The sequence below is a fragment of the Bradyrhizobium sp. LB14.3 genome (assembly GCF_040547985.1).
Lineage (GTDB): Bacteria > Pseudomonadota > Alphaproteobacteria > Rhizobiales > Xanthobacteraceae > Bradyrhizobium.
Window position 1 is genome coordinate 352,864 of the sequence record NZ_JBEPQT010000005.1, and the last position, 7,473, is coordinate 360,336.

The window sequence follows — 7,473 nt, forward strand, 5'->3', positions numbered from 1 at the left end:
AAATGACATCGCGGCCAATCATACTCTCAGAAGACCCGGTCATTCGTCTTTATGACGATGTCTTAGAACAGCACTTGTTGGCCGACGTTCAAGACTATCTGCAAAGTACATCGTGGAAATTTGGAGCAGTATCATTCAAGGCACCCGGCAGTTATCGCTATTGGTACAAGCATTTTGCCGGTGGATACGACGAAGCTGACACGTCAGATTGTTCAGGTGTCTTGTTGAACGAAGCTCCAGTCATCTGGAAAATGTGGAGCCTCTTGGAGCGGTCGATTTTCAAAGATCACACGCTGATGAGGTGCTATGCAAACGGTTATCCGTACGGATGCGACGGCTCAGCTCATTTGGATTCGGCCGATCCCAATGACTACACGGCAGTCTTTTATTCTAATCCAACTTGGGACCCTAATTGGGCGGGTGAGACCGTCTTCCTGACTCAACAGCCTCCACCAGATATCGTTGCAGCCGTACTGCCACGTCCAAATCGTCTAGTGCTTTTCCAGGGGAATGTTCCACACGCCGCAAGAGGAATCTCAAGAATTTGTCCATTGCTGCGGATAACGTTGATGTTCAAGACGAAAAAGAGATTCAACTGAACAAGGGGACGCAGAGCTCGCGGACGCGCCGTGAGTTGGGCGATTAGCGACAAGAACTACTCGTCGGGTTGCATCCGAAGGCCCTGAGGTCAAGTTTGTTCGGCGCGAACAGCGTGCCGGCAGTAGCCAACACAGCGATCGCATCATCCTGATGCCGAAGGAGCTGGAGAAACTCGGGTCGGCCAGTCAGCATGTCACGTCGCACTGCGCTGTCCTGCCCTCTCGAGCCGCCGCAGGTTCAGGTGGGACGGGCATTCGAGGGACGCTGAGCCGTTGCCAAACGAGGAATGATGGGGCCCCGAGTGCACCAAACCACTCGGGCTCCGCATTCAACGAGCACCGAGCTGACGCCCAGCCTGTACAATATGTCTGGAGCCGGAAGGCGTGGCTCAAGGGTTCTGAGGCCGCCAGAGATAAGACACAAGGGTGGACAGCTTTCGCGCCTGCATCAATCTCGATTGGGCGCTTCCGAGCAACCCTAGAGATTGCCTGGGGTGAGCCTTCCAATACCGATCCAAGTCTTCGCCAGTGAGGGTCCAGGGCCTCTGCCAGGGCCGACGGCCCCTCGCAGAAGCGATGTGGCCGCAATGGAGCGCTCCATTGCCAAAGCGGTTGATGTGCGCCCATGCCCGGGGCCAACACCATGTCGCAAGGATATTAAAGACTCCACTGAAAGAAATAAATAATTATTTTTATTGAATTAATAATTCATTTTAAATAGAGTTAAATAATACTTGCCGCAGTGCTTTCCGCTTCCGCACTGCCAATGGATCCGAGCCTCAATCTGGCGTTTACGAGGGATCGGCGGATGAATCGTGCGTACGGCTCGGTCGTCGCGGCGGCGCTCGCTGCCGTGATCGGCGGAACTGAATGGGCGCGCGCAGGGCGCACGGCCCTGCCGGCGACGCTGAGCGCAATCAATCAGCACATCGCGCTGGGAAGCCCGACGCTACCACCCTTTGCGCACACCGCGTTCTGCCTGCGCTATGAGGCGGAATGTCTGCAGCGGCGATCATTTCGCGGTGGGCTGATCCGCCTGACCGAGGACCGGTGGGCGGCTCTGCAAGAGGTCAATCGCGCAGTCAACCTCGCCATTGTGCCGGCTCGCAACGAGCTCGGCCTTGCCGGTGAGGAGTGGGTCATCAATCCCAATCACGGCGATTGCAATGACTACGCGGTGAGCAAGCGCCACGAGTTGCTTCAGCTTGGCTGGCCAGCGCGAGTGCTGTTATTGAGCGAAGTCGTCCTCGGTTCTGGAGAACACCATTTGGTGCTTCTCGTACGCACCCGCCGCGGCGATTTCGTTCTCGACAATCTTACGCCGCAAATCAAGCCATGGTCGCAGACGCCCTATCGCTGGGTTCGCGTACAGATACCCGACAATAATCGCGTGTGGGCGACGATCAGTCGGCCATGAGTATGATTGGCTGATGTGGCGGAGGCCTTGCGCGCTGTTCCTGGAAATCTCCCCGGCCTTTCCGGGTGCTCTCAGCAGCGCGCTGGGATTCGGATTCGGTTCGTGCGAGTAAGCCCTCAGGCTTGCTCGTTCCATCTGGCCTAGCCCAGAGGAATAATATCGTCGTTTTTATTTGAAGCGAAATTAAATATACCGTATATAATAGGATCCAAACTTCCCATTGAGAAAGATTGAAATGGCGACTTCCCCGGCGATCGAGATTGGTGGTTACGAGAGGGCAGCGTCGAGCAGTTTTAGGCTGGCCCGATTTTCCATATTTCTCGACCTCATCAATTCGATTCCGACGATGGGGCGTGCTCTGCGGATTCTCGACGTCGGCGGAGTTGAATCCTACTGGAAGGACAAGAGAAAACTGATAGGCAGGCCTGTCGAAATAACCCTGGTAAACTTGGACGACGCGCAACCTGCAGCCCAACCGGGATTTATATTCCTGCACGGGAACGCCTGTCACATGCCTGAATTCGCCAACAACAGCTTCGACGTGATCCACTCGAATTCCGTGATCGAACATGTAGGTCAATGGTCGGACATGATGTCAATGGCGAAGGAGATCCGCAGAATCGCTCCAAACTACTTTGTACAAACACCCTATTTCTGGTTTCCGATCGAGCCTCACGCGAGAACGCCACTCCTGCATTGGCTCCCCGAGTCCCTTAAGTTCCGGCTGGTCATGACCCGCAAGTTGGGCCCTTATTGGTCCAAAGCGGCAACCGTCGATGAGGCGATGAGGACCGTTCAGTCTTCGTCCTTACTCGACCGGCGGATGTTTTCCGCGCTTTTTCCCGATGCCGCCGTCATCCCGGAAAAATATCTTGGAATGACCAAGTCACTTATGGCAGTTCGGAAGAATTCTGAGATCACGTCAGACAAGTAAGTTCAGACCCGATCGAAGTAGTACCCTGAGCTATTTGATGACTGCGGGCCAGGATGGACGTACTGGCTTGCGGTTACCATTCGGCCTCGCCCAAGTCTCGACGCCATTTGTTCGAGCGCGCATGCTGCCCAGCGTCGGCTGAGCGGCTCCTCGGGAAATCTTGCGTTCTCTCAAAGTGCCCTCAGGGGCGTCGGATCGGTCTTACGACAACAAGCTGACCATTTTGAATGACGCAATCATTCACGTTGGTCCACTCATCGATAATAAAGTCGGTGATGAAGAACTTGCGGAAGCGGAACGGTCCGACGAAGCACACGTTCTTCATTCGTAAGTGTGCGTTCATGTAACCATCGGCGTGAAGACGCAGACCAAAAGGCCCGCCATGGAACATGACGTTTTCTAGATCAACCAGATCGGGCTTCCAGTTGTCGGCGACAAATATCCCGGCGGTCGCGGAGGTGTTGTGCGCGACAATGGAAGTATTGCGCAGAGTAATCGTTCCGTGATTGCCGGGGCCATAGGCCTGGATCACGTCGGCGTGGTCATCGTCTTGTCCGGTCGCCTCAAGATAAGAGTCCGAAATTGCGATATTGCCCTTGATCGCTCGGATACATTCGCGAGATTGTATTCGGAGTCTTGTCAATGTGCAGCTGCCCCAGCAGCCAACCGTGTTATCGCCAACTTCATAATAGATATAGCTTCGATCTGTGATTGATCCACCATCCGGTACGCCATTATCCAGACGGCTGTAGGAGACAGCACTGGTAAACCGCGCATCGTCAAAGGAAAGTGGCGGTCCACTCGAAGGCATCGATGACGGAGCGGGTTCAGAAGTAGGAGCGGGGGCTGCTGCAGGAGCAGGCGACGAGTTAGCTGGGGCAGGATTGGATTTCTGCTCTTGAGCCGCGGCGGTCGGCGGCATTGCTCCGGTCCCCAAACTCAAGGAGATCGACGCAATAGACGTCAATATTTTTGCAACTCTCATCAGTCCCCCTGAACGGCCTCGATCTTCTGCAACTTTTCGCGCAATTGGGATTCGATATAACTGGCAGGGCTCACAATCGGGGTTAGGAAAAGCACCATTGGCCGCATCAGGGTCACTTCCCGAACATCGAAGTTCGTGCCATTCCACACGGCACGAGCAATAGCTGTCCCCGAACGGTCACAGTTCGACGCTTACTATGGCCGGCATCCGTCAGGAGCCGACAGCGAGCCCCAGAGCGGGCGCGGCTGAGGGGTCCACCCAACGTCGGATTGTGCCATCGAATATATCGGCTCCGTAGAGCCACCCATCGGGGCCTTTTTGCAGGTCGACGATGCCTTGCGCGTTGTTGTCCACCAACTGGACGCTGGCAACTTGCCGGCTTGCGTTCAAGGTCGCAGCGAAGATCGTTCCGTTGTAGACATCGTCGAAGAAAATGGTGTTCTGGTTGTAGAAATCTCCCGCTGTTATCACGTGGAAATTGTCCGGAGCACCGTGGCTCTCAGCTAGGATGGGAGCTACGGCAGGCGGGTCGGTCGTATTGTTGCGGTTGCCATTGTTGTAGAAGGTGATCGCCTGGGCGAGGTCCTGGTAGCTGGCGGTTTTGTTCGGACCCTCGAGATAGGGCCATCCGAAGTTCGATCCGGCCGGGCCGGTATCGAGCTCCTCCCAGCTGTCCCAACCCACATCTCCGAGCACGGGCAGATTGGTGACCGGATCGAAGCTGAAGCGATAAGAGTTGCGGACGCCGTAGTAGAAGACCTTCGACTGATTACTGTTGGGATCGCTGGCCTGATAGAATGGATTTCCGGGCGCTCCTTCACCTGTGGTCGGATCGATCCGCAACAGCTTGCCGGAGAGATTGTGGGTGTCTTGGACTCGCACTGCACGAGAGTCCGCGAAATTGTATGACGTACCGTCGCCCACGGTGAGATAGAGATAGCCGTCGGGGCCAAAATGAACGGCGCCGATGGAATGCGAGTCGCCGTCCGTCGCCAGATAATCGCGAATGTTTTGGTTCTGAATCCCCGCGTGGTTCGGATCGTTGTCCTGCGTTCCGGTCTCTATCTGGCTGGCGGGGGCCGTTATGGTGGTGCCGTTGACGATACCTGATGGAGGAATGCTGGGATCGCCGTTGCTGTCCATGTCCGGCTGACTCGTATACGCCCAAATGCTGTTCTTGCCGACGAGTACGAACTCGCTCGCCGGATCGGCGACCATTGTGTTAGGGTTGACAGTCACCCTCACCAGACGAGAAGGGCGATTCCCGGCCTGATCGGGTCCTGCGAGTCCCGTCTGGCCCGCCGTCTCGGGCGGATCGTAGGTGTAAAGCAGGTAGACATAGGGGCTGCCTGCGAAGAAATTCGGGTTCACCGCGATGCCGAGAAGTCCGCGATCGCCGACGTCATTTACCTCGCTCGAAAGATCGATGAGCGGCGTAGATCGCAGGGTGCCGTTGTCCACCACGCGTACCACGCCGTCTTTCTGCGCGACGAGCATGTAGCGGCCGTCGGGAGTCCAATCGATCGCTGTTGGTTCGTTCAGCCCGGTCACGGCCGTCTGGCCCACCAGATTGCCGAGGTCGGGGTTGTCATTGTCGAGGATCTTCACTGTCGTCGTCGCCTGTGCGCCGAGAGTGGCGCCCGTCGGGTTGCTCAAGGTGACGGTGAAGGTCTCGTCGCTCTCCGGTGTCGTATCGTTGATGATCGGAACCGTGATGGTCTGGGTCACCTGGCCAACGGCGAAGGTCACCGTGCCGGACGTGGCTGTGTAGTCCAATCCCGAGACCGCGCTGCCGTTACTTGTTGTGAAGCCGATCGTGGCAGCTTGACTGGCATTGCCGCTGCGCAGCAGCGTGATCGTCGCTGTCGGTGTGCCCTCGGCAACGCTCACGGCGGCGTCCGCCATTGCGATCGAGATGGGTGAGTCGTCGTCGACGATGGAGACGAGCACAGTGCGCGGGGCTCCAAGAGAGCCGGAACTGGGATTCTGAAGCCCGACAGCGAACGTCTCAGTGCCCTCGGTGAGCTGATCGTTCACAATCGGGATGGTGAAGCTCTTGGTGCTCTCTCCGGGTCCGAAGACGATCTGCCCGGTGTTCACCCGACCATTGAACGTGGGTTGGGTGTAATCCAGCCCCGCCGTAGCCGTGCCACCGGTGCCAATTTCATTCGTCGTGTACTCCACGGTCGTTTGAGACTGAAGGTCGCCAGAGCGTGCGACGGTGATCGTGGCTGTGCCCGCGGCTTCACTGACATAGATTGTGGAACTGCTAAGCAGTGCGATGACGTTGGATTGGGCGAACACGACGTCGCGGAAATAGTTCGTATTCTGATAGGCGGAGGTCGGGAAGACGCCCGCGCTGTAGTTGAAGACGCCGGCGCCCGCCGCAGCGTTCAGGCCACCATTGCTGAGGCCGGAGGCGAAGCCTTGGGTGGTGGAGACGTAGTAGCTGTTGATATTGACAGAGACCACGTAGGTCGTGGCGGCCGCGATGGTGAGCGGGGTGGCGAGCGCCTGCTGCTGCCAACCCGATGCGCCTTCGTTGGTGAACGTGACCGTCGCCAGCTCCTGGCCGGTGGCCGACCAGATGTGGCCAATATGGGTGCCGGTCTCGTTCGAGGCCTTGTAGTAGCGGATTGCCTGGATCACGCCGGACGTGTCGCTGGTGAAGCGCATCCCCAGCTCATAATCGGCCCCGATCCCGTCAGTGGCATTGGTGATGGACGGCGTTTGGGTGGTGAGCAGAGTGGTACCCGAACTCGCAGCTGCAACCGTCGCGGTGGCCGCGCTCGTCACGTTCTCGCTGGTGCCAAGCAGGTCGGTGTAGGTCGTGTTCACCCGAATCCGCTTGCCGACCAGGCTGCTGTCGAGGGTGAGGCTCGAGGTCGTGGCGGCCAGATTGGTCCACGTCGTGCCGTCGGGGCTGCTCTGCCAGTGATAGGTGATGCTGGCGGGCACGCCGTCAGGATCCGTGACGTTGGCCATCAGCGTTTGGTTCTGGCTCGCCGTGCCGTTGATCGCGACGACGCCGAGGTCGTTGACATTGGCCACCGCCGTTGCGGTCGCGGAGCTCACCGGGGTTTCGCTGCTGCCCAGCAGGTCCGTGTAGAAGGCGGTGGCACGTATGAAGTTGCCGACCTGGGCCTGCCCCAGGGTCAGCGTTTTCGCGGTCGCGCCAGTGATGTTGGTCCACGTGCTGCCGTTCGTGCTCTGTTGCCACTGATACGAGATGGTACCGGGCACTCCGTCCGTATCGCTCACCGTCGCAGTCAAAATCTGGTTCTGCGTCGGGGTCCCGCTGACGCTCACGGCGCCGGGGCGATTGTTGGGATTTGACGAGCCCGCGGCAAACACGACGTCGCGGAAGTAGTTTGTATTCTGATAGATAGCGGTCGGAAAAATACCCTTTGTCAAGTCGTAGACGCCGGCGCCGGCCGCAGCGCTCAGGCCACCATTGCTGAGGCCGGAGGCGAAGCCTTGGGTGGTGGAGACGTAGTAGCTGTTGATATTGACAGAGACCACGTAGGTCGTGGCGGCC

At 57.8% G+C, this 7,473-nt stretch carries 5 protein-coding genes; 3 read left to right on the forward strand and 2 right to left on the reverse strand.

What is annotated here, in order from left to right:
- The first annotated feature begins 2 nt into the window (after nt 1-2).
- From ABIB00_RS14185 to ABIB00_RS14195, 3 genes are all read left to right on the forward strand, one after another.
- A complete protein-coding gene (locus tag ABIB00_RS14185) occupies nt 3-599 on the forward strand; it encodes a 2OG-Fe(II) oxygenase (protein WP_354104761.1) in 597 nt (198 codons plus the stop codon).
- Between the two features lie 808 nt (nt 600-1,407).
- Nucleotides 1,408-2,016 (forward strand): transglutaminase-like cysteine peptidase, encoded by a 609-nt coding sequence (locus ABIB00_RS14190; RefSeq protein WP_354104762.1) that lies wholly within the window; start codon nt 1,408-1,410, stop codon nt 2,014-2,016.
- 220 nt (nt 2,017-2,236) lie between these two features.
- Entirely contained in the window at nt 2,237-2,950 is a 714-nt protein-coding gene (locus tag ABIB00_RS14195; RefSeq protein ID WP_354104763.1) for a methyltransferase domain-containing protein, read from the forward strand.
- Between the two features lie 181 nt (nt 2,951-3,131).
- On the opposite strand, the gene ABIB00_RS14200 is transcribed toward ABIB00_RS14195, so the two are convergent.
- Together ABIB00_RS14200 and ABIB00_RS14205 are read right to left on the reverse strand one after the other, a co-directional pair.
- Nucleotides 3,132-3,935: a hypothetical protein gene (locus tag ABIB00_RS14200; RefSeq protein WP_354104764.1), complete on the reverse strand. Its 804-nt coding sequence runs from the start codon at nt 3,933-3,935 to the stop codon at nt 3,132-3,134.
- Between the two features lie 210 nt (nt 3,936-4,145).
- Nucleotides 4,146-7,457, reverse strand: coding sequence for a DUF4082 domain-containing protein (locus ABIB00_RS14205; RefSeq protein ID WP_502917813.1), 3,312 nt, complete (start codon nt 7,455-7,457; stop codon nt 4,146-4,148).
- Between the last annotated feature and the right edge of the window lie 16 nt (nt 7,458-7,473).

Excerpts from the sequence above, each read along its gene's own strand:
- ABIB00_RS14185 (WP_354104761.1), top strand. The coding sequence starts at position 3 with ATGACATCGCGGCCAATCATACTCTCAGAAGACCCGGTCATTCGTCTT.
- ABIB00_RS14190 (WP_354104762.1), top strand. The coding sequence starts at position 1,408 with ATGAATCGTGCGTACGGCTCGGTCGTCGCGGCGGCGCTCGCTGCCGTG.
- ABIB00_RS14200 (WP_354104764.1), bottom strand. The coding sequence starts at position 3,935 with ATGAGAGTTGCAAAAATATTGACGTCTATTGCGTCGATCTCCTTGAGT.